Origin of the sequence: Pseudomonas sp. GD03858 (assembly GCF_029840925.1) — a bacterium.
GTDB lineage: Bacteria > Pseudomonadota > Gammaproteobacteria > Pseudomonadales > Pseudomonadaceae > Aquipseudomonas.
Map to the genome: position 1 here is coordinate 1 of NZ_JAOCDM010000110.1, position 19864 is coordinate 19864.

General features: G+C 66.2%; 20 protein-coding genes and 1 riboswitch. Of the genes, 4 read left to right on the forward strand and 16 right to left on the reverse strand.

All coding sequences use genetic code 11. The features are described 5' to 3' along the window. Positions 1-47: 47 nt before the first annotated feature. Genes N5D48_RS21680 through cobO form a run of 10 tightly spaced genes read right to left on the reverse strand, consistent with a single transcriptional unit; the run spans position 48 to position 8816 of the window. A complete protein-coding gene (locus tag N5D48_RS21680) occupies positions 48-782 on the reverse strand; it encodes an adenosylcobinamide-GDP ribazoletransferase (RefSeq protein WP_279887866.1) in 735 nt (244 codons plus the stop codon). Between the two features lies 1 nt (position 783). Then, positions 784-1353 (reverse strand): alpha-ribazole phosphatase family protein, encoded by a 570-nt coding sequence (gene cobC, locus N5D48_RS21685; RefSeq protein WP_279887868.1) that lies wholly within the window; start codon positions 1351-1353, stop codon positions 784-786. Then, positions 1350-2405: a nicotinate-nucleotide--dimethylbenzimidazole phosphoribosyltransferase gene (cobT, locus tag N5D48_RS21690; protein WP_279887870.1), complete on the reverse strand. Its 1056-nt coding sequence runs from the start codon at positions 2403-2405 to the stop codon at positions 1350-1352. Before cobT ends, cobC begins: the two co-directional genes overlap by 4 nt. Continuing rightward, positions 2402-2923, reverse strand: a complete 522-nt coding sequence (gene cobU, locus N5D48_RS21695) for a bifunctional adenosylcobinamide kinase/adenosylcobinamide-phosphate guanylyltransferase (RefSeq protein ID WP_279887871.1) — start codon at positions 2921-2923, stop codon at positions 2402-2404. The genes cobT and cobU overlap by 4 nt, the downstream gene beginning before the upstream one ends. A gap of 1 nt (position 2924) precedes the next feature. Continuing rightward, positions 2925-4379, reverse strand: coding sequence for a cobyric acid synthase (locus N5D48_RS21700; RefSeq protein WP_279887873.1), 1455 nt, complete (start codon positions 4377-4379; stop codon positions 2925-2927). Continuing rightward, positions 4376-5368 (reverse strand): threonine-phosphate decarboxylase CobD, encoded by a 993-nt coding sequence (gene cobD, locus N5D48_RS21705; RefSeq protein WP_279887875.1) that lies wholly within the window; start codon positions 5366-5368, stop codon positions 4376-4378. The genes N5D48_RS21700 and cobD overlap by 4 nt, the downstream gene beginning before the upstream one ends. Further along, positions 5361-6269, reverse strand: coding sequence for an adenosylcobinamide-phosphate synthase CbiB (gene cbiB / locus N5D48_RS21710; protein WP_279887877.1), 909 nt, complete (start codon positions 6267-6269; stop codon positions 5361-5363). Before cbiB ends, cobD begins: the two co-directional genes overlap by 8 nt. Next, positions 6266-6916 carry a 5,6-dimethylbenzimidazole synthase gene (bluB, locus tag N5D48_RS21715; protein ID WP_028690901.1) on the reverse strand — a complete coding sequence of 217 codons (651 nt, stop codon included), beginning with the start codon at positions 6914-6916 and terminating at the stop codon, positions 6266-6268. Before bluB ends, cbiB begins: the two co-directional genes overlap by 4 nt. Continuing rightward, on the reverse strand, positions 6913-8208 hold the full coding sequence (locus N5D48_RS21720; RefSeq protein WP_279887881.1) for a cobyrinate a,c-diamide synthase: 1296 nt from the start codon (positions 8206-8208) through the stop codon (positions 6913-6915). The genes bluB and N5D48_RS21720 overlap by 4 nt, the downstream gene beginning before the upstream one ends. After that, positions 8205-8816, reverse strand: a complete 612-nt coding sequence (cobO, locus tag N5D48_RS21725; protein ID WP_279887883.1) for a cob(I)yrinic acid a,c-diamide adenosyltransferase — start codon at positions 8814-8816, stop codon at positions 8205-8207. The genes N5D48_RS21720 and cobO overlap by 4 nt, the downstream gene beginning before the upstream one ends. A gap of 110 nt (positions 8817-8926) precedes the next feature. After that, positions 8927-9148: riboswitch (cobalamin riboswitch) on the reverse strand. Positions 9149-9296: 148 nt separating this feature from the next. On the opposite strand from cobO, the gene N5D48_RS21730 reads away from it, so the two are divergent. Then, positions 9297-9875, forward strand: a complete 579-nt coding sequence (locus tag N5D48_RS21730; RefSeq protein ID WP_279887885.1) for a hypothetical protein — start codon at positions 9297-9299, stop codon at positions 9873-9875. Here the strand turns inward: N5D48_RS21730 and N5D48_RS21735 are convergent. The 6 genes from N5D48_RS21735 to N5D48_RS21760 all read right to left on the reverse strand — a co-directional run bounded on the left by N5D48_RS21735 (position 9855) and on the right by N5D48_RS21760 (position 17075). Beyond that, the gene (locus N5D48_RS21735; protein ID WP_279887887.1) at positions 9855-12437 is read right to left on the reverse strand and encodes a DUF6543 domain-containing protein; all 2583 of its coding nucleotides are present in this window, start codon (positions 12435-12437) and stop codon (positions 9855-9857) included. The two genes, N5D48_RS21730 and N5D48_RS21735, sit on opposite strands and share 21 nt — an antisense overlap. 121 nt (positions 12438-12558) lie before the next feature. Then, the gene (locus N5D48_RS21740; RefSeq protein ID WP_279887889.1) at positions 12559-13092 is read right to left on the reverse strand and encodes a C40 family peptidase; all 534 of its coding nucleotides are present in this window, start codon (positions 13090-13092) and stop codon (positions 12559-12561) included. 147 nt (positions 13093-13239) lie between these two features. Then, entirely contained in the window at positions 13240-13875 is a 636-nt protein-coding gene (locus N5D48_RS21745) for a C40 family peptidase (RefSeq protein WP_279887891.1), read from the reverse strand. Between the two features lie 125 nt (positions 13876-14000). Then, positions 14001-14705 (reverse strand): DnaA regulatory inactivator Hda, encoded by a 705-nt coding sequence (gene hda / locus N5D48_RS21750; RefSeq protein WP_050704543.1) that lies wholly within the window; start codon positions 14703-14705, stop codon positions 14001-14003. A gap of 243 nt (positions 14706-14948) precedes the next feature. After that, positions 14949-16022, reverse strand: a complete 1074-nt coding sequence (locus N5D48_RS21755; RefSeq protein ID WP_279887894.1) for an AI-2E family transporter — start codon at positions 16020-16022, stop codon at positions 14949-14951. 12 nt (positions 16023-16034) lie between these two features. Then, positions 16035-17075: a DUF2066 domain-containing protein gene (locus N5D48_RS21760; protein WP_279887896.1), complete on the reverse strand. Its 1041-nt coding sequence runs from the start codon at positions 17073-17075 to the stop codon at positions 16035-16037. Between the two features lie 317 nt (positions 17076-17392). Between N5D48_RS21760 and purM the strand changes: the two genes are divergently transcribed. Genes purM through N5D48_RS21775 form a run of 3 tightly spaced genes read left to right on the forward strand, consistent with a single transcriptional unit; the run spans position 17393 to position 19814 of the window. Then, positions 17393-18451: a phosphoribosylformylglycinamidine cyclo-ligase gene (purM, locus tag N5D48_RS21765; RefSeq protein ID WP_279887897.1), complete on the forward strand. Its 1059-nt coding sequence runs from the start codon at positions 17393-17395 to the stop codon at positions 18449-18451. Beyond that, positions 18451-19095 (forward strand): phosphoribosylglycinamide formyltransferase, encoded by a 645-nt coding sequence (gene purN, locus N5D48_RS21770; protein ID WP_279887899.1) that lies wholly within the window; start codon positions 18451-18453, stop codon positions 19093-19095. Before purM ends, purN begins: the two co-directional genes overlap by 1 nt. A gap of 8 nt (positions 19096-19103) precedes the next feature. Beyond that, positions 19104-19814, forward strand: coding sequence for a DUF3108 domain-containing protein (locus N5D48_RS21775; RefSeq protein WP_279887901.1), 711 nt, complete (start codon positions 19104-19106; stop codon positions 19812-19814). The last annotated feature ends 50 nt before the right edge of the window (positions 19815-19864 follow it).

Genomic DNA, 19864 nt, shown 5'->3' on the forward strand with positions numbered 1-19864 from the left:
TTTCGCGACACAAGGCCGCTCCTACAGGGGAACGTGTCAGCCTGAAGCTATGCGCGTAGTGCCAGGGTAACCACCACCGTCAGCTCCAGCAGCTCCAGCAACGCCCCGGCCGTATCGCCGGTGGTTCCGCCCAGCCGACGGCACATCAGTCGACGCAGCCACACGAACACCACCAACGCCGCCAGCAGCGGCCACAGCACCGCCCAGCCTCCCAGCGCCAGGCCGGCCAGCGCACAACCCAGCAAGACCCAGCTCGCAGCGCGCCGGGGCAGGTGTTCGGCCAAGGCCGCGCCCAGCCCGCCCGAACGCACGTAGGGGGTGCCGAGGAACAACCCGAGCATCGCCGCCCGCCCCACCACCGGCGCCAGCACCAGCAGGCCGCCAGCGCCCCGCTCGACCAGTACCCAGAGGGCACAGAACTTCAGCAGCAGTACCAGCACCAGCGTGACCACGGCAATCGGCCCGCTGCGCGGATCCTTCATGATCTGCAAGGTGCGCTCACGATCACCGAAGCCCCCCAGCCAGGCATCGGCGCTGTCAGCCAGGCCGTCCAGGTGCAGCGCGCCGCTGAGCAGCACCCACAGCGCCAGCAGCAAGGCCGCGTGCAAGGGCGCCGCGGTGCCTTGCAACAGATGGCTTGCCAACCACAGCAACAGCCCGAACAGCAGCCCTACCAGTGGATAGAACAGCAGCGAGCGCCCCATTTCCTGGGGCGTCGGCATTCCAGGCAAGCGCACCGGCAGACTGCCGAGGAACTGCAAGGCGATCCAGAACGGCAGCATCTCATCGCACCTCGTGCAGCTGGCCGTCGTGATCGAGCATCAGCCGCGCCAGCGCGCCATGCCCAACCTCGACCTGCAGCAATTGCTCGCGTGGCAAGCCACGCGCCCGCGCCAGCAGCAGACGCATCACCCCGCCATGGGTGACCAGCAGCACGCGCTTGCCTGCGTACGCACGGCGCAAACCCTCGACCGCCGCCAGCACCCGTTCGGCAAAGGCCAGCACCGGCTCGCCGCCCGGCGGGGTGAAGGCATACGGGTCACTCCAGAACTGCCCCAGGGCATCGGCGTCGACTTCCATGATCTGCGCGGCGCTTTGCCCTTCCCACTCGCCAAAGTGCAGCTCGCGCGCACCGGCCTCGCGCAGCACCGGCAGGTTCAGACGCGCGCCCAGCTCATCGGCGAACGCCGCGCAGCGCTGCAACGGCGAACTGACCAGCACGTCCCAGGGGCCGGCGTCGGCGACGGCCTGGCGCATCTGCGTCCAACCGGTCTCGGTCAAGGCGTCGTCGAGACTGCCACGCAGGCCGCCACCCAGTTCCGTCTCGCCATGGCGCAGCAGTTCGAGGATCATGCCGGGCGATCCGCCACCGCCGCCTCGGCGAAGGTCGCCATCTGCCCGTGCAGCGCGCAGGCCAGGCGGATCAGCGGTACCGCCAGCGCCGCGCCGCTGCCCTCGCCCAGGCGCAGCCCCAGGGCCAGCAGCGGCTCGGCTTCCAGGGCCGCCAGCAGGGCCTTGTGCCCCGGCTCGGCGCCCTGGTGGGCGAACAGCAGCCAGGGGCGGCACTGCGGATTGAGGCGGACCGCCACCAGGGCGGCGACACTGCAGATGAAGCCATCGACCAGCACCGCCACGCCATGCTGGGCGCACGCCAGGTAGGCACCGGCCAGCGCGGCGATCTCGAAGCCGCCGACACAGGCCAGCGCCTGCAGCGGCTGGTCAGCGCGCAGGCCGTGCAACACCAGGGCACGCTCGATCACTTCGGCCTTGTGCCGCACGCCGGCGCTGTCCAGGCCGGTGCCCGGGCCGCTCAGCTCACGCGCCGGGCAGCCCAGCAAGGTGCTGGCCAGTGCCGCGGCGGCGGTGGTGTTGCCGATGCCCATTTCGCCACCGATGAACAGCTGGGCACCGTTGTCGAGTGCGCGTAGGGCACTGTCGCGCCCGGCCCGCAGCGCTGCGGCGAGTTGCTCGTCGGTCATCGCCGGCTGGCGGGCGAAGTTGGCGGTGCCGGGCCCGAGGTTCAGGTGATGGACACCGGGCAGTAGCAGCGTCGGGTCGATGGTACCGAGGTCAACTACCTCAAGGTCGGCCTCCAATTGACGCGCCAGCACGCTGATCGCCGCGCCACCGCCGACGAAGTTGCGCAGCATCTGCCCGGTCACCGCCTGCGGATAGGCGGAGATGCCCTCCTCCACCACGCCATGGTCGCCGGCGAAGATCGTGATGGCGACACGCTCCAGGCTGGGACGCTCGCGCCCTTGCAGGCCGGCCAGGCGTATCGCCAGGCCTTCGAGCTGGCCGAGGGAACCGGCGGGTTTGGTCAGTTGCTGCTGACGGGCGCGGGCCTGGTCCATGGCGGCGGTGTCGAGGGGTTGGCAGGCGTCACGCCACCACATCTGGGTCATAGGGCAGGTCCTTTGAGCATGAGAGGAAGGCCGGCCACGGTCAGCACCACGCGCTGGCAACGTTCGGCCATGGCCTGGTGCAGCGTGCCCGCCAGGTCGACGTAGCGACGGGTCAGTTCACCCATGGGCACCACGCCCAGGCCGGTTTCGTTGCTGACCAGGATAAGGGTGCCCGGCAGCTGTTCCAGGCAATCGAGCAGCGCGTCGCGCTCCTGTGCCAGACGCAGGTCATCCTCGAGCATCAGCAGGTTGGTCAGCCACAGGGTCAGGCAGTCCACCAGCAGGCAGCGCCCTTCGGCGGCTTCGGCGCGCAGCACATCAGCCAGCGCCACCGGCTCCTCCACCAGCCCCCAATGGGCCGGACGGCGCTCGCGGTGCAGACGCACGCGTTCATTCATCTCGCCATCCAGCGGCTGGCTGGTGGCGATGTAGGTCACCGGCAGGCCGCTGGCATCGGCCAGTTGCTCGGCCAGGCGGCTCTTGCCCGAACGGGCGCCGCCGAGGATCAGGTTGCGCACTTCAGGCGACTCCACACAGTTGGCGCAGGCGCGCGGTGTCCAGGTGCTGCTCGACCAGGTCGGCCAGGCGCTCGATATCACGCTCGCGCAGGGCCTCGTAGTCGATGGTCTGCGCATCGGCCAGGCCGGCCCAGCGCAGCAACGCGGCACATGACTGGCTGCCCTCGAACAGGCCATGCAGGTAGGTGGCGAGGATCTGCCCGTCGGCGCTGATGGCGCCGTCGACGCGGCCATCGGCCAGTTGCACCGCCGGACGCTCCAGCGCCGGGCCGCTGGTGACGCCGGCATGAATCTCGTAGCCCGACACGGGGGCCCGTTCGAGCTCGAGCGTGCCCGCCACGTTGCGCAGTTGCTTCTCGGCCTCCAGCACGGTGCCGTACGCCAGCAGGCCCAGCCCTTCGCTGGAGCCGGCTGGCCCTTCCAGGCCCAGAGGGTCATGGACCTGCTCGCCGAGCATCTGCAGGCCGCCACAGATGCCGATGAGCTTGCCGCCGTAGCGCAGGTGCCGGGCAATGGCGGTGTCCCAGCCACGCTCGCGCAGTTGCGCCAGGTCGCCGCGCACGCTCTTCGAGCCAGGCAGGATGATCAGGTCGGCGGGTGGGATCGCCTGGCCCGGGCCGATGAACTGCAGGTCCACCTGCGGATGCAGGCGCAGCGGGTCGAAGTCGGTGTGGTTGCTGATCCGCGGCAGCACCGGGACGATCACCTTGAGCACGCGCTCGCCCTTCGCCCCCTGGCGGGTATCGATACCATCCTCGGCCTCCAGGTGCAGGTCGGTGACGTAGGGCAGCACGCCCAGCACCGGCTTGCCCGTGCGCTGCTCCAGCCAGTCCAGGCCCGGCTGCAGCAAGGCGATGTCGCCACGGAAACGGTTGATGACGAAGCCCTTGACCCGCGCCTGCTCGCTCGCCGACAGCAGCTCCAGGGTGCCGACCAGGTGGGCGAACACACCGCCCCGGTTGATATCGGCCACCAGGATCACCGGGCAATCCACCGCCTCGGCGAAGCCCATGTTGGCGATATCGCCGGCACGCAGGTTGATCTCCGCCGGCGAGCCGGCGCCTTCGACCATCACCACCGGGTAGGCTGCGCTCAGGCGCTCGTGGGATGCCAGCACCGCCTGCATGGCGATGGCCTTGTAGTCGTGGTAGGCGACGGCGTTCATGCTGGTCACCGCGCGGCCATGGACGATCACCTGGGCGCCGGTGTCGCTGTTGGGCTTGAGCAGCACCGGGTTCATGTCGGTGTGCGGCGCCAGCCGGCAGGCCTGGGCCTGCACTGCCTGGGCGCGACCGATCTCGCCGCCGTCGGCGGTCACGGCGCTGTTGAGCGCCATGTTCTGCGGCTTGAACGGCACCACGGCGATGCCCTGGCGCAGCAGCCAGCGGCACAGGGCAGTGACCAGCGTGCTCTTGCCGGCATCGGAGGTGGTGCCTTGCACCATGAGGGTGGTCATGCCGATTCCTTCTGGTAGTCCGCCAGGGCCTGGGCCAGGCGTTGTTCGTCCGCCGCCGTGGCGGGCAGGCCGAAACGCAGCGCGAGCGGCTGCTCGAACAGGCGCACCAGGATGCCGCGACGGGCGAGAAAATCATGCAGGTGCGCGGCGCGCTCATCACGCACGTACTGGAACAGGTCGCAGCCGCCGCTGGGTGGCAGGCCTGCGCCGTCGAGCAACGAAGCCAGGCGTTGGCTGGCCTGGGCGCAACGAGCAATCTGCGCCAGGTGCGCTGCCTCGTCGGCGAAACAGGCGTGCCCCAGCACACGGGTCGGGCCGCTGACAGTCCAGGGCCCGAGCGCCTCGGCCAGGCGTCGCAGCACATCGGATTGGGCGACAACAAAGCCCAGCCGCACACCGGCCAGGCCAAAGAACTTGCCGAACGAGCGCAACACGATCAAGCCCGGTTGCCCGGCCTGCTCGACCACGCTGTGTTCGGGCGTGTTGTCCATGAAGGCTTCGTCCACCAGCAGCCAGCCACCGCGCTCGGCCAGGCGCGCATGCCAGGCCAGCAGGCGTTCGCGGGTTACCCGGCGGCCAGTGGGGTTGTTAGGGTTGACCAGCACCAGGACGTCGAGGCTGTCGAGCACGTCCTCGACCTTGCTCTCGTCCAGCTCGACCAGCGTGTGCCCTGCCCGTGCCCAGGCATGCGGGTGCTCGGCATAGCACGGCGAGAGGACCCCGACCCGCCCGACCGGGCGCAGGTACGGCAAGGCCTGGATCGCCGCCTGAGAACCGGCCACCGCCAGCAACGGCTGCGCGCCATAGTACTGCCGCGCCGCCGCCTCCAGGCCGTCCTCGGTCTCTGGCAGCCGGGCCCAGGCGTCCAGCGGAATCGACGGTATCGGGTAAGGCCATGGCGCGATACCGCTGGACAGGTCGAGCCACTGTTCCCGAGGGATGGCGTACTGTTTCACCGCCCGCAGCAGGCGGCCACCGTGTTCAAGCATTCAGATAGGCTCCCACACAGATCAACAGCACCCACAGCCACACGCCGCGCTGCACCAGGCTCCAACCGCGCTCGATGGCATCGGCGTCGGCCATCGGCCCTTCACCCAGGCGCGGCCGTTCATGCAGCTCGCCGTGATACACCGCCGGGCCGCCCAGCTCCACGCCCAGCGCGCCGGCACCAGCGGCCATCACCGGGCCGGCGTTGGGGCTGTCCCACAGCGGCGCCTGGCTGCGCCAGCAGGCCAGGGCCAGGCGGGTCTTGCCCAGCAGCGCATAGGTCAGCGCCACCAGCCTGGCGGGAATATAGTTCAGCCCATCGTCGATGCGCGCCGCGCACCAGCCGAAGCGTTCGAAGCGCTCGTTGCGATAGCCCCACATGGCATCCAGGGTATTGCTCAGGCGGTACAGCACCACCCCCGGCGCACCGGCCACGACGAACCAGAACAGCGCGGCGAACACCGCGTCGCTGCCGTTTTCCAGCACTGACTCGGTGGCCGCCCGGGCCACGGCGGGCTCGTCCAGCTCGCGGGTCTCGCGACTGACCAGATAACCGACGCGCCGCCGCGCCTCGGCCAGGTCCCCCTGGCGCAATGCCTGGGCCACCGGCAGCACATGCTCGCCCAGGCTGCGCAGGCCCAGAGCGCAGTACAGCGCCAGCACATCCACCAGCCAGCCGATGTACGGCAGCCAGGACAGGATCAGCGCCAGCAGGGTCAGCGGCACCACCGCCAGGAACCACGCGGTAACGCCATGGCTGCGCCAGCCGCGCCCGCCGGCGTTGAAACGTTGTTCCAGGCGCGAGGCGAAGTTGCCGAAGCCCACCAGCGGATGACGCCGGCGTGGCTCGCCCAGCAGCGCATCCAGGGCCACACCCGCCACGGCCAGCAAGGCCACGCTCATGGACGCTCTCCCCAATGATTCTCGTACAGCATCTCGCTCAGCGGCCGTTGCTCGGCCCAGTCTTCCAGCACCAGCATCGGCGCTGGATAGAACTCGGTCACCGGCCCCAGGCACAGCACCGCCATGGGCTTCGCACCTGCAGGCATGCCCAGCAGCTCGGCCAGAGCCTCGGGGTCGAACAGCGACACCCAACCCATCCCCAGCCCTTCGGCGCGTGCCGCCAGCCACAGGTTCTGGATGGCGCAGGCCAGCGAAGCCAGATCCATCTCGGGCAGGGTGCGGCGGCCGAAGACGTGCGCCTCGCGCTTGTCCATCAACGCGGCGACCAGCACTTCGGCGCAGTCGTTGATGCCTTCGACCTTGAGCTTCATGAATTCATCGGAGCGTTCGCCCAGGGCCTCGGCGGTGCGCACCCGCTCCTGCTCCACCAGCGCCTGGATCCGCTCGCGCAAGGCACGCTGGCTGATACGGATGAACCGCCACGGTTGCATCAGACCCACGCTGGGCGCCTGGTGGGCAGCTGCGAGCAGACGCCCGAGCAACTCGGGGGCTACTTCGCCCCCGGCGAAATGGCGCATATCGCGGCGTTCGCCGATGGCCCGGTAGATGGCCTGGCGCTCGGCTTCGCTGTAGGCGTGTCGGCTCATGGTCGCAGCAGCGCCGCCGCCGCATCCGGGTTGGAGGGGAAGTAGAAATGCACGTAGGACGCGGTCAGGCGCCCCAGGCGATAGACCGCCTCGTTGCCGCGGCCGCCATTGGGGCTCAGGCCGCGAGCGATCGGCGCCAGCTCGGTGCTGGTCAGCGAATGGTGGTAGGTGTGGCCACGCAGGGTGCCTTCGGGCAGTTCGACCGCCTGCAAGGCCAGGGCCGCCAGGCGCTTCTGCATGGTCGCCTCGCCCGGTAGCAGCCCGAGCAGCGCGGCGCGCTCGCCCGCGACGTCGGTCAGTGCGTCGAGCAGGTAGAGCATGCCGCCGCACTCAGCCAGCAATGGCTTGCCGGCTGCATGATGGGCGCGGATCGCGTCCAGCATCGCTGCATTGGCGGCCAGCGCCTGGTGGTGCAGCTCGGGATAGCCGCCAGGCAGATAAAGGCTATCCACCACGGGCAGCTCGCGGTCGTGCAACGGCGAGAAGAATTCCAGCCGCGCGCCCAGGTCGCGCAGCAAATGAAGGTTGGCACCGTAGGTGAAGGCAAAGGCTTCGTCGCGCGCCACGCCGATGCGCACTCCGGCCAGCGACGAGGTCACCTTCACCGGCTCAGGCTCGGCAAACCGGACCGGTGGCGGCAACGCGGCATCGCAACTGGCGCCCAGCGCTTCGGCGGCGGCGTCCAGGCGTGCATCCAGGTCATTCAACTCGCTGGCCTGGACCAGACCAAGGTGCCGGCTAGGCAGCTCGATGCCGCGCTCGCGGGACAACCCGCCATACCAGCGCAGGCCCTCGGTCAGGCTGCCTTCGAGCAGTTGCGCATGGCGCAGGCTGCCGACCCGGTTGGCCAGCACCCCAGCGAACGGCAAGTCGGGCTGGTAGCGCGCCAGGCCCAGGGCCAGGGCGCCGAAGGTCTGGGCCATGGCCGTACCATCGATCACCGCCAGCACCGGCACGCCGAAATGGCGAGCCAGATCGGCGCTCGATGGCGTGCCGTCGAACAGCCCCATCACGCCTTCGATCAGGATCAGGTCGGCCTCGCCCGCCGCGTCCCACAGCAGCCGGCGGCTCTCGTCGGCGCCGATCATCCACAGGTCCAGCTGGTAGACCGGCGCGCCGCTGGCACGCTCGAGGATCATCGGGTCGAGAAAGTCAGGCCCGCACTTGAACACCCGCACCTTGCGTCCAAGGTTGCGGTGCAGGCGAGCCAAGGCCGCGGTGACCGTGGTCTTGCCCTGGCCGGAGGCCGGTGCCGCGATCAGCACGGCGGGACAATGGCGCGGCTCGCTCACAGTTCGACGCCCTTCTGCGCGCGAATGCCGGCCTGGAAGGCGTGCTTGAGCATGCCCATCTCGGTGACGGTGTCGGCCAGTTCGATCATTTCCGGCTTGGCGGCACGGCCGGTGACGATCACATGCTGCATCGGCGGCCGGGCCTGGATGTCCGAGAGCACCTGGTCGAGGTCCAGGTAACCATGCTTGAGGGCGATGTTCAGTTCATCGAGCACGACGAACTGGATCGACGGGTCCTGCAGCAACTGGCGGGATACGGCCCAAGCGGCTTCGGCGGCGGCGATGTCGCGCTGACGGTCCTGGGTTTCCCAGGTGAAGCCCTCGCCCATCACGTGATAGCGCACCTGCTCGGGGAAACGGCGGAAGAACAGTTCTTCACCGGTGCTGTTGCGACCCTTGATGAACTGCACCACGCCGCACTGCATGCCATGGCCCAGAGCACGGGCGAGCATGCCGAACGCCGAGCTGCTCTTGCCCTTGCCGTTGCCGGTCAGCACCAGCAGCAGGCCGCATTCATTGGGGGAATTGGCGATGCGCTCGTCGATGAGCGCCTTTTTGCGCTGCATGCGCGCCAGGTGACGTTCGTCGCGGTCGGGGGATTCGCTCATCAGGGGTCTCCGCAGGCTGTCGCAGGGGCGGCGACAGATGAAAGGCAGGCAGACGAAGAGCGCGCAGGGGCATGGCACAGGCCATATCGCACCGCGCATCACCCTCCGTGATGCCGTTGGCAGTTACAGGCCGGTCTCCGGGCTCGTGAGCGGGCTTGGCCCGAAACCGCGCGCCTTCCCGGGTCGATCACCCAGTGGCCCTGCGCGGCCTTCGACTCACCTACCGTTGCGGGGGCAGCGCCGGAATCGCGCCCTGTCGGCGCCCACCGGCTTCCCAGTTTCACCCTGCCGAACCTTGAGGCTCGCAGGGCACCTGAAACACGCCGCGAAGGTTAGAGGGTTGCACCCTGAGCGTCAATCGAGGGCGGTGGATCACCCCGGACCAATGGCGGGTCCGCCGGCTTGTGCCAAGTGCCCGACAGTGATATCACATAGCCATCACTTCGCTGACCTCGATCACAATTACAAGGAGCGCGCAGCATGCAAGGCCTGATCATCAACAACCCACACCTGGAGTTCGTGCGCCCGGCCCTCGAACGCTGGATGGACTGCATCGATCGCTTCAATCAGTTGCAGGGCGACAACGAGGCGCCTTACTGGCACAACACGGCCACCAACATCGGCCTGCTCGCCGCAGCCGCCTGGCAAGGCGAACTGGTGGCGCTGGAACACCATGCGAGCAAAAAACATCGAGATGAGGGAGAGCGCGACGGACGCTGCGACCTGTCGATCAGCAGCGCCGAGCAATCGCTGTACCTGCACGCCAACCAGCGCTGGCCGCGCATCGCCCGCCTCGACCTGGCGCTGACCCTGCAGGAAACCGCGACCCAGGCCAAGTCGATCGCCTATGGCAGCCAGCTCAAGGCCGGCGCGCTGTTCGTCACGCCATGGAAAGCCGGCCAGCACGCCAGCCCCGAGGAGCTGCAGGACCTGGTGAGCGATCTGGGGAAGCACACGGCGTGTGCGATCGCCTGGTACTTCCCTTATGCCTATCGCAAGCTGCACAACGAACTGGGGCAGTACTACCCTGGTGTGGCGTTACTGCTCAAGCAGGCTTGAGGTCGAGGCAGCCGGGGCCGGAAAGAAGCGTTGCGCCAAGGCCGCTGTTCGGAGCCGCGAGACGAAGCGCGCCCGGTCGAACACCTGGCCAGTGCGCAGATCGTAGACCGCCCCCGACAACGGAGCGACCGTCTGACTCAGCGTGACATGAAGGAAATGGTAGTGCTCGCCGTAAACCTGCTCCAGCTTGTCGATGCGAAAGTAGCTGCCTGGCAGAAACACCGTCTCACCCTCGTCCCAATAAAGAGAGAACGGACTGATAGGCGTCCCACTCTGGTACTGTCCAGCGGGCAGCTCGAAGATGATCGAGCTGTCATCGAACACCCCGACCATGCTGTCCAGTGCCTGTGTTCTGTTGGTGGAGGCAAACTCTCCGACCTTGTAAGGGTTCTCGGTGAAAGACGTGATATCGGTGTTGACCAGCACATCGCCAACACGCAATCGTCGCTGCCGATATGCATCGCCACCGGTACCCCGCGAGCTGTGCCCACCCCGATAGAGTTTTACGGTGTTGTTCCTGGGCAGGCGCTCGAGGCTGTCGGCCAGGTCCTTGATGTAGTCATCCTCATCACCGTAGCGATAGTTACCCGATCGGAACACGTCGTTCACCTTGGACTCGTCGCTGGTGTAGTACTCGATCAGCGAGTTGAAGTATTCCCGGTCGTAGCGATAGGAATAGCTCAGGGCACCAGCCACCATCACACAGTCCAGGCCATGGCTGTCCAGCGTCGGCGCGGCGCCTGGGACAAGTGCTGGCACAGCCCCTTGCCGCTGCAACAGCGCTTTCTGCCTGTGCAACGCGCTGGCGGATGCCACGCTGCTGTGCAGCGAATCCGCCTTCAGGTAGCCGTCCCAGAAACGCGAAGTGGTGTTGGGCACGCCCTCGATTGACGGCGGGCTTCCTCCCAGCAACCGTGGCGGCTCCAGCAATTGCCATGCGCCGCTGTCATCCAGGCGCACCGGATGCAGGGGAGCGAAGGCGAAAGGATCGTTGGCGGGCACGATCAACCACACGGCCAAGTCCTGGCTGTAGCGCACACGGTAGGTCAGACCATCCAGGACGATCCAGCAGCCGCCCTGCTCGTCGATGCGTATGCCGCGAAGCCTTCCCGACAGCGCCAGTTCATCGTTCAACACCTGATTGGCTTCATAGCCTTGCAAGGCCGGCGAGACCGACCGCGTGGGTTGCCAGTCAGTGAGCGAGGCACCACGCTCATTGATCGCGGCCTCATAGGTCAAGGAGGCGAAACTGGACTGAAAGCCAAGGTCAGCCATGTTCAGCGCCGCAAACACACTGTCGAAAATGGCATCGCTCAGCGCCGCCCGGCGAGTCTGGTCGTCAACGGCATTGGCAGCCACGTCGACATCGAGCGCCACTTTGGCAACACTGGCCCCCAGCAGGGTCAGGGTCATTGGCCAACCCAGCGGCGCAAAGCCGCCGAACACCCTCAAGAACGCCGCCAGATAGCCACTCCACATCGCTTTGCGCAAATCGGCGTTGTCGAGCATGGCTGCGGCATTCTGCTGCATTTCCTCATGAGCCCGATCACCCAGGTACCTGAACATTTCGCCAGCGATCGGCATGCGCAGGTAAGAAAGCAGCGCCTGGGTCGCCTGATCGGAATGGCTGTCGCCCAAGCTCTTGAGTTTGGCCTTGATCTGCGTCATTCGCTCAGTGTCACGCTCATCGACATGGGCCGCCTGCAAATAGACCGCCAGCGTGTCGGTATCGTGCAACTGGGCGCGTAACCATGCGGCCATGGCCCGCTCCGACTCGAACCCCCTGAGCGCCTCGGCCGCCCACGGGCGGTATAGCACCACCCTGCCATCCTGAGCGGCGAAACTGTAAAGACAGCCCCGATCCACCCGGTCGATCGCATAGCGGCTGGCGACCAGCGGATTCTCCGTGCTGTCGCGCTGCAACTGGTCGAGGGTCGGTACACCGGTAATGCTCAGCTCATTGCTGACCATGGCGCGCAGACGTGTCCAGTCTTCGACGGTGATATGCCCCTCGCGCTTTGCCGCATGCGCCTGGCCCAGCAAGTTGATCTTGGCGAGCACGCGAAACTGCGCACCGTAAGTCGACCAGAAACTCGCCAGCTCGGCTCGATAGGCCACGGCGAAATCCAGCGCCCACAGGTCCTGCTGCACCGCACTGCCGAGCATCGGTAGCTCGTTGCGCTCATTGAACGCCGTGGCGTGGCGTCCTTGACGATAGAAGCCACCATACAGATCCAGTTCGTCCGGTGCCTGCTGGAACCGGGCATCGAAACGCTGGACCACCAGTTCGGCCAAGTGCATGGACTTCTTCGGCACACCACTGTGCTCCCACCCAGTGAAACTGCGGCTGCTGGAGCTGGCGCCGTCGAATTGATGCCACCAGACAAAACGCGGATCCATCGCCTTGCCCGTATGCTTGAGCACGATACGCTGCGCATGCTTGCGGGCCAGCGCGTAAGGATCCGGGTAATCGCGGATGATGCTGCTCACCAGATGAATGATCGGTCGCCCAGCGTCCAATGTGTCGAGACTGCGCTCCACGCGCTCGCTGATAGTGCTCATGCCCCACTCCTGGATGTCGTTTTCGAACGAGCATCCTGACGGCAGGCCACCAACGCGAAGCGGTAGATATCTGTGTGGTCAGGTCGAAACGTGCAAGCGCTTCCGGGGGAGCGCTCAGGCTTCAGGGATTCTGTGCCAGGTGGCCTGGTGGCAGCACACGCTTGGCCTGCAGGTAAGCCTTGGCCCAGTAGCTGTTGGACAGGTAGTCCAGGCGCACGGTCCCGCCTGTGGACGGCGCATGGACGAAGCGCCCTTCGCCCACATAGATGCCGGCATGGCTGACCTGCGAGCCGCCACTGGTGGCGAAGAACACCAGGTCGCCGGACTGCAGCGCGTTGACAGCCACGTTGGGCGCACGCATGACGATCATTTCGCGGGTCGAGCGCGGCAGGCTGATTCCAGCAGCGTCACGGTACACATAGCCAATCAGGCCGCTGCAATCGAATCCGGAGTCGGGCGTATTGCCACCCCAGCGGTACGGCGTGCCCACCAGGCCGATGGCACGGAACAGCACATCGTCCGCCGCCGGCGAGGAAGGCGCTGGATTGAACACCATTGGCGACTTGGGGACCGGTGCCGGTGCGGGCGCACGGCTGGAGCAGGCCGCGAGCAGGGCCACCAGGGAAAGGAGTGCGAAGCGCGCCAACATCGCCATGATGCGAACGTCCTGTCGAGAACCCCACGGCCACGGCCGAAGGTAAAAAGAGTTGAGAATTTAGATTAGACGCTTTCTGTAAATGCGCACGGCGGCGAGCTTTTTCAGCTACGCCGCCGTGCGAGGTTACAGCATTTTGATATCAAATCAATTGCGCGAGATCGTGGTCGGCGCCATGGCGAGGGCGCGCTTGGCCTCGATGAAGGTCTTGCTCCAGTAGCGATCGCCCAGGCTGTCGATGCGCACGCCACCGCTGCGGCGGCTGCTGGAGTGGATGAACTGGTTGTCACCCAGGTAGATCCCGGCATGGCTGACACGGCCACGACCGCTGGTGCTGAAGAACAGCAAGTCGCCCGGCTTGAGCTTGTTGCGCGCGACCTTCGGTGCGTCGACGTTGATCATTTCGCGCGTCGAGCGCGGCAGGTTCATGCCGGCTTCCTCACGGAACAGGTAGCCGATGAAACCGCTGCAATCGAAACCGGACTTCTCGGAGGTGCCGCCGAAGCGATAGCGGGTACCGATCAGCGACATGCCACGCTCGAGAATGCTGTCGGCCAGCACAGGCAGCTGGTACGGTTTGCTGTTGCTGGAAAATGCCTCGAGATCCTCTTCGCTGGCCAGTTCTTCCTCGGTGAATACGGAAGAGACGGAAGCCTTGGCCTTGACCGATTGCTCGGTGGCCACGCGAGAATCCTGCGAGGGTGCGACCGGGCCGGTGGAGGCGCAGCCGTAAAGAAGGGTGACAAGTGCAAGTGGCACGAGGGGTGCGAAGCGCTTCAGCATGGGCACGACCGTGTCTGTAGTCCTTTAGAAGGGGGAAACTATGCCCTCTATCGGACCCATTTGCAAATTTTATCGAAAAAGATGTGACTTTTCCGTTTTGACGCTCTGGCACCGTGTTTTCAAGGCTACCAGCCGAGGGTTTCCTTGAGGAATGGAATAGTCAGCTTGCGCTGAGCCTGCAGGGAGGCCTGGTCGAGACGTTCGAGCAGGTCGAACAGCGCACTCATGCTGCGCGTACCGCGGGTGAGGATGAAGTGGCCGACCTCGTCGGTCAGGTGCAGGCCCCGGCGCGAGGCACGCAGTTGCAAGGCGCGCAGCTTGTCTTCGTCGGACATGCCGCGCATCTGGAAAATCAACGCCAGGGTCAGCCGCGACTTGAGGTCGGCCAGTTTGATCGGCAGCTCGCGCGGCGAGCTGGAAGCGGCGAGCAACAAGCGCCGGCCACTGTCGCGCAAGCGATTGAACAGATGGAACATGGCCTCTTCCCAATCCGCCTTGCCGGCGATCACATGCAGATCGTCGATGCACACCAGCTCGTATTGTTCGAGATGATCGAGCAGCTCGACGCCGCGATCGAGCAATTGCGCCAGGGGCAGGTAGACGGCGGGTTGACCCAACTGCTGGAAACGCTGGGTGGCAGCCTGCAACAGGTGAGTGCGGCCCACGCCCTGTTTGCCCCACAGGTAGATGAGGCTTTCGGTCCAGCCGGCGTCGGCTTCGCATAGCCGCTCGACGTAACCCAATGCCGCGGCATTGGCGCCCGGATAGTAGTTGATGAAGGTGGCGTCGTCGCGCAGACGCACACCCAGGGGCAACTGGATCGGTTTCATGCTGGCTGGCGGTCGCGAGGACCACAGGGGGCCTTTGGTGAACAGTGTGCAAAGTCTATACCCGCAACGCGGGCGGCACAATCGGCGAAGGAAATAGCGCAAGCAAAATCAAGAAGTTGCGTAATTCTGGCGCGTGCTGGATGGCACCAGCCTTGCTGGTGTTCGCGGGCAAGTCGCATCGGCGCACCGCCGCTCCCACAGGACTGAGGAATCCTATGAGAGCCCGCTTGCCGCGAAGCAGTGCTACAGATCGGGGTCGATATCCTGCGCGTACATGTCCGACTCCTTGTACAGGTCATGCATGTGCCGCAGCACCACCATGATCACCGCCGCCACCGGCAACGCCAGCAGCACGCCGGTGAAACCGAACAGCTCGCCACCGGCCAGGATCGCGAAGATCACCGCCACCGGGTGCAAGCCGATGCGATCGCCCACCAGCAATGGCGTCAGCACCATGCCTTCCAGCGCCTGCCCGACCATGAACACCGCGACGATGCCAAGCATCGGGTACAGCTCGCCACCGAACTGGAACAACCCAGCGACCAGCGCCGCGCCGATGCCGATGATGAAGCCCATGTACGGCACGATCGCCGCCAGCCCGGCCAGCATGCCGATCAACAGGCCCAGTTCCAGCCCCACCAGCATCAGCCCGGTGGAATAGATGACGCCCAGGGCCAGCATCACCAGCAATTGCCCGCGCACGAACGCCCCCAGCACCTCATGGCACTCCCCGGCCAACGCCACCACCTGCGGCTCGCGCTGGCGCGGCAGCAGGCTGCGCAGCTTGGCCATCATCAGGTCCCAGTCACGCAACAGGTAGAAGCCCACCACCGGGATCAGCACCAGGTTGGCCAGCCAGCCGATCAGCGCCAGGCTCGAGGCGGTGGCCTGGGACAGCAGCATGCCGACGATATCGGTGGTCTGGCCCATGTGCTCGCCGATAGCGGCCTTTATCTTGTCGAACTTCCAGAAGCCATCGGCCAATCCCAGGCGACTCTGCACCCAGGGCAAGGCCACATGTTGCAGCCAGTCGAGCATCTGCGGCGCAAGCTCGTACAGGCGCACCAGCTGCTTGGCCAGCATCGGCACCAGGATCAGCAGCAACGCCAGGAAGATCAGGGTGAACAGGCTGAACACCACCACCACGCCCCAGGTGCGCGACAACCCCAGCCGCTCCAGACGATCGACCAGTGGATCGGCCAGGTAGGCCAGCAGTATGCCCACCAGGAACGGCGAGAGGATGTTGTGCAGGAAATACAGCAGCACGGCGATCACCAGTGCCACGCCCAGCCAGATCCAGCGACGCATGTCGGTCATCGGCGTCACTCCTTACCAGCGAAAACGCAAGCCGTCGAACGGCTTGGCAACGACAGGGGGCACGGCCCCGGGCTCGGCCTGAGGCGCGGGTGCCGGCGGCTCGACAGGCAGCTCCTGCAGCTTGGCCAGGCCCAACTGCGCGCGCAGTTGCTCGCGATTGCCGGTGACGCGATAGGTCAGCGTGCCGCCGTCGGCCATTTGCAGCCGGCCAGCATAAGGCTCCAGCACGCGGCTGAGCTCGGCGTAGCGCTGCAGGTTCATGCCCTGCACCTGCACCTGCAGATCGCTGCTGGCGCCCGGTCGGGTGACGTAACGCGGCGCCAGGCGACTGCTCACCGCCAGCAGCACCGCATCGGCCAGGGCCGCCTGATCGGCCGCCTCGGCACTGCCCTGCTCGCGCTGATCGCCCAGCCACAACTGCCATTTACCTTGCCACTTGCCATCGGCCTCGTGGGCATGCACGGCCAGCAGCGCATCGGCGCCATAGCGCTCGGACGCCTCGCGCAACGGCGCCGGGTCATTGCCTTCGAGCTGCTTGGCGTTGGCCACCAACTGCTCTTGCAGGTCGGCCAATGGCAGGCGCAGCGGCAAGCCCCGGTGCTGGGCGGCACGCCGCAGCGGCTCGGCGGCGCTCTGGCCATCGCCCACCAGGTTGCTGCCTTCGACACTGTCGTTCAGCCACCAGCCCAGGATCGAGGGTCGGTTGCTGCCCCACAAGGCCAGCCCTGCCTGGCGCAAGGCGCGTTCGGTGCTGCCGGGGTCGAACTCGACCAGCACCGACTCGGGCGGCCCGGCCTCGGTCCCGACCTGGTTGATGATCTGCTGCGGATCCTTGCGCAACGCGGCCAGCGCCGGGTTCTGCGGCGCCTTGGGGTCGCCGGTCAGGCGCAGCACCAGGGTGTCCAGGGCCTTGCCGGTGGCCTGGGCGCGAGCCTCGCTGCCCTGCCCGTCCAGTGGCTCACGGACCTGGTACAGGCCGGAAACGGTTTCGGCCTGCGCGGCGACGGCGACGCAGGCCAGGCAACCCGCAGCGAGGAAATTGAGAAGACGCATTGAGGATTCCTGTCCAGATGACCAAGGGGCGACGCGTATCGATCGTTCGGCTGTGACCGCGCGAGGTGGCAAATTGCTCCCCGTCATCGGTCATTTCCAGTCGTCGCCATGGCTATACCTTATACAGGCCCCGGCGCGCCAACCAGTCACGCACGGAGAAACAGGTTTTTTGCCCGGTTTTGCCGCCTGCCCGTCGGCCTGAGGATGGCCGCTGCGGGGCAATCCTGATAAAATCGCGCGCCTTCGCAGACCAGTGACGTACACCTTGGCCGTCCGGTCGTTTTCCACGAATCCCTCCCTCTTAAAGGCCTGGATCAATGAGCAAGCAACCCTCCCTGAGCTACAAAGACGCCGGTGTAGACATCGACGCCGGCGAAGCACTGGTCGAACGTATCAAGGGCGTCGCCAAGCGCACCGCACGCCCTGAGGTCATGGGTGGCCTGGGTGGCTTCGGCGCCCTCTGCGAGATCCCGGCCGGCTACAAGCAGCCCGTGCTGGTCTCCGGCACCGATGGCGTCGGCACCAAGCTGCGCCTGGCGCTGAACCTGAACAAGCACGACAGCATCGGCCAGGACCTGGTCGCCATGTGCGTCAACGATCTGGTGGTCTGCGGGGCCGAGCCACTGTTCTTCCTCGACTACTACGCCACCGGCAAGCTCAACGTCGACGTGGCCGCCACCGTGGTCACCGGCATCGGCGCCGGTTGCGAACTGGCCGGCTGCTCGCTGGTCGGTGGTGAAACCGCCGAGATGCCCGGCATGTACGAAGGCGAAGACTACGACCTGGCCGGGTTCTGCGTCGGCGTGGTGGAAAAGGCCGAGATCATCGACGGCTCGAAAGTGGTCACCGGCGACGCCCTGATCGCGCTGCCGTCCTCCGGCCCGCACTCCAACGGCTACTCGCTGATCCGCAAGATCCTCGAAGTGTCCGGCACCGACATCGACAACACCCAGCTCGACGGCAAGCCGCTGGCCGACCTGCTGATGGCGCCGACCCGCATCTACGTAAAGCCCCTGCTGCAGCTGATCAAGCAGACCGGCGCGGTCAAGGCCATGGCCCACATCACCGGTGGCGGCCTGCTGGACAACATCCCGCGCGTACTGCCCAAAGGCGCCCAGGCCGTGGTCGACGTGGCCAGCTGGCAGCGTCCGGCGGTATTCGACTTCCTGCAGGAAAAAGGCAACGTCGACGAGCATGAAATGCACCGCGTGCTGAACTGCGGCGTGGGCATGGTCATCTGCGTGGCCCAGGACCAGGTCGACAAAGCCCTGGCCGTGCTGCGCGCCGAAGGCGAGCAACCTTGGGTGATCGGTCGCATCGACGTGGCCGCCGAAGGCGCCGCCCAGGTCGAGCTGCACAACCTCAAGGCACACTGATGCCCTGCAATGTAGTCGTGTTGCTGTCGGGCTCCGGCAGCAACCTGCAGGCACTGATCGACAGCAACAGCGCCAGCGACAGCCCGGCACGCATCGGCGCGGTCATCTCGAACCGTGCCGATGCCTACGGCCTCGAGCGTGCCAAGGCCGCCGACATCGAAACCGCCGTGTTGTCGCACACCGGTTTCGACGGGCGCGAGGCCTTCGACGCAGCGCTGATGGCGCTGATCGACGGCTTCCAACCCGACCTGGTGGTGCTTGCCGGTTTCATGCGCATCCTCAGTGGCGATTTCGTGCGCCACTACCAGGGTCGCCTGCTGAACATCCATCCGTCACTGTTGCCCAGGTATAAAGGCCTGCACACCCACCAGCGCGCGCTGGAGGCGGGCGACGCCGAGCACGGCTGCAGCGTGCACTTCGTCACCGAGGAACTCGATGGCGGGCCTCTGGTCGTACAGGCTGTGGTGCCCGTGGCAACGGATGACACCGCGCAGACGCTCGCCCAGCGCGTGCACCTGCAGGAACACCAGATCTACCCGCTGGCGGTGCGCTGGTTCGCCGAAGGACGCTTGCGTCTGGGCGAACAGGGTGCATTACTGGATGGCCAGCCGCTGGCGGCCAGCGGTCACTTGATTCGATCCTAGGAGAATTTATGCGTCGCGCCCTGCTCTTGGCTCTCGCCGTGCTCGCCCTGCCCCTCCAGGCAGCTGATCTGAAGCCTTTCGCGGCCAGCTACACCGCCGACTGGAAGCAGCTGCCCATGAGCGGCACCGCCGAACGCAGCCTGGTCAAGAATGCCAACGGTACCTGGGACCTTAACTTCAAGGCCTCCATGATGATCGCCAGCCTCACCGAGCAAAGCACCCTGCGCATGGAGAACGACATCCTGCTGCCACAGAAGTACCACTTCGAACGTGGTGGCCTGGGCAAGGCCAAGAAAGTCGACCTGAACTTCGACTGGACCGGCAAGAAGGTCACCGGCAGCGACCGTGGCGACGCCATCAGCCTGCCGCTCAACCGCGGCGTGCTGGACAAGTCGTCCTACCAGCTGGCCCTGCAGCATGACGTGGCAGCCGGCAAGAAAAGCATGACCTATCAGGTGGTCGATGGCGACGAGATCGACACCTACGACTTCCGCGTACTGGGCACTGAAAAAGTCGCCACCAAGACCGGTCAGGTCGATGCGGTCAAGGTCGAGCGCGTGCGCGACCCAAGTCAGAGCAAGCGCATCACCGAGCTGTGGTTCGCCAAGGACTGGGACTACCTGCTGGTGCAGCTGCGTCAGGTCGAGACCGATGGCAAGGAATACGTGATCGTGCTGCAGGACGGCACGGTCGATGGCAAGGCGGTCAAGGGCAACTGATACCGCTGCCTGCAACACCCGAAGCCCCGCCTTGTGCGGGGCTTCTTTTT

Coding starts and splice junctions, on each gene's coding strand:
- N5D48_RS21735 (WP_279887887.1), bottom strand. CDS start 12,437: ATGAGCACTATCAGCGAGCGCGTGGAGCGCAGTCTCGACACATTGGAC.
- cobO (WP_279887883.1), bottom strand. CDS start 8,816: ATGAGCGAATCCCCCGACCGCGACGAACGTCACCTGGCGCGCATGCAG.
- purM (WP_279887897.1), top strand. CDS start 17,393: ATGAGCAAGCAACCCTCCCTGAGCTACAAAGACGCCGGTGTAGACATC.
- cobC (WP_279887868.1), bottom strand. CDS start 1,353: ATGATCCTCGAACTGCTGCGCCATGGCGAGACGGAACTGGGTGGCGGC.
- bluB (WP_028690901.1), bottom strand. CDS start 6,916: ATGAGCCGACACGCCTACAGCGAAGCCGAGCGCCAGGCCATCTACCGG.
- N5D48_RS21730 (WP_279887885.1), top strand. CDS start 9,297: ATGCAAGGCCTGATCATCAACAACCCACACCTGGAGTTCGTGCGCCCG.
- N5D48_RS21740 (WP_279887889.1), bottom strand. CDS start 13,092: ATGGCGATGTTGGCGCGCTTCGCACTCCTTTCCCTGGTGGCCCTGCTC.
- N5D48_RS21745 (WP_279887891.1), bottom strand. CDS start 13,875: ATGCTGAAGCGCTTCGCACCCCTCGTGCCACTTGCACTTGTCACCCTT.
- cobT (WP_279887870.1), bottom strand. CDS start 2,405: ATGACCCAGATGTGGTGGCGTGACGCCTGCCAACCCCTCGACACCGCC.
- purN (WP_279887899.1), top strand. CDS start 18,451: ATGCCCTGCAATGTAGTCGTGTTGCTGTCGGGCTCCGGCAGCAACCTG.
- cobD (WP_279887875.1), bottom strand. CDS start 5,368: ATGCTTGAACACGGTGGCCGCCTGCTGCGGGCGGTGAAACAGTACGCC.
- N5D48_RS21680 (WP_279887866.1), bottom strand. CDS start 782: ATGCTGCCGTTCTGGATCGCCTTGCAGTTCCTCGGCAGTCTGCCGGTG.
- N5D48_RS21755 (WP_279887894.1), bottom strand. CDS start 16,022: ATGACCGACATGCGTCGCTGGATCTGGCTGGGCGTGGCACTGGTGATC.
- N5D48_RS21700 (WP_279887873.1), bottom strand. CDS start 4,379: ATGACCACCCTCATGGTGCAAGGCACCACCTCCGATGCCGGCAAGAGC.
- N5D48_RS21760 (WP_279887896.1), bottom strand. CDS start 17,075: ATGCGTCTTCTCAATTTCCTCGCTGCGGGTTGCCTGGCCTGCGTCGCC.
- hda (WP_050704543.1), bottom strand. CDS start 14,705: ATGAAACCGATCCAGTTGCCCCTGGGTGTGCGTCTGCGCGACGACGCC.
- N5D48_RS21775 (WP_279887901.1), top strand. CDS start 19,104: ATGCGTCGCGCCCTGCTCTTGGCTCTCGCCGTGCTCGCCCTGCCCCTC.
- cbiB (WP_279887877.1), bottom strand. CDS start 6,269: ATGAGCGTGGCCTTGCTGGCCGTGGCGGGTGTGGCCCTGGATGCGCTG.